This window comes from Vibrio sp. D173a, from assembly GCF_030248475.1.
Window position 1 is genome coordinate 1 of sequence record NZ_JAHGAH010001562.1, and the last position, 825, is coordinate 825.

At 46.3% G+C, this 825-nt stretch carries 1 protein-coding gene; it reads left to right on the top strand.

What is annotated here, in order from left to right; translation table 11 throughout:
- On the top strand, nt 1-825 hold an 825-nt coding region (locus KIV40_RS34755), incomplete at both ends, for an amylo-alpha-1,6-glucosidase (protein ID WP_285354008.1).

Genomic DNA, 825 nt, shown 5'->3' on the forward strand with positions numbered 1-825 from the left:
TCCGGTGTAGAGAAGCACTACCTTGCGCAAGATGGCCTAATGAGCCACCGACACCCTGATACTTGGATGGATGCCAAAATCGACGGTGCGATTCCGTGGTCACCAAGAGGGCCAAAAGCCAATGATATTCAAGCACTCTGGTTCGAAAGCCTTCATTGTGCGATGGCTTTAGCTGATCTTGTTGGTGATGATGAAAGCAAACAGCAGTGGCAAACGCGAGCAGCGCAAGTAAAAGAAAGCTTCATTAGTCAGTTTTGGAATCCAGAGCAGCAATGCCTAGCGGATCACTTAGCAGAAGGCGATAAACCAGACTACAATGTCAGACCTAATCAATTGATGACAATATCGATTCCGCAACAAGAGTCTCTGACAACACCCGACATTGAGCAACATATCGTCAAAAATTCAGTCGATAAATTACTGTTCCCTTGGGGCATTTGTTCTCTGCAACAAGAGCATATCGACTTCCACCCATATCACGACAATCAAAGCCAATATCATAAAGATGCGGCCTACCATAATGGAACGATCTGGGGTTGGAATGCGGGCTTTACGGTTACGGCTTTGACACGATACAAGCAGCAAGATTTCAGTTATCAACTATCTAAGAACCTTACCAAGCAGATCCTTAATCAAGGATGTCGTGGCACCATGAGCGAAAACTTAGATGCCTACCAACACGACAATAACAAATTGGTTGAGTCTGGCACCTTCGCACAGGCTTGGTCAGTATCGGAATACGCGAGAAACGCTCAGCAAGACTACTTAGGTTACCGCCCTCAACTGCTCGAAAACCGCATTAATATTGCGCCGAAGCTACCTCAG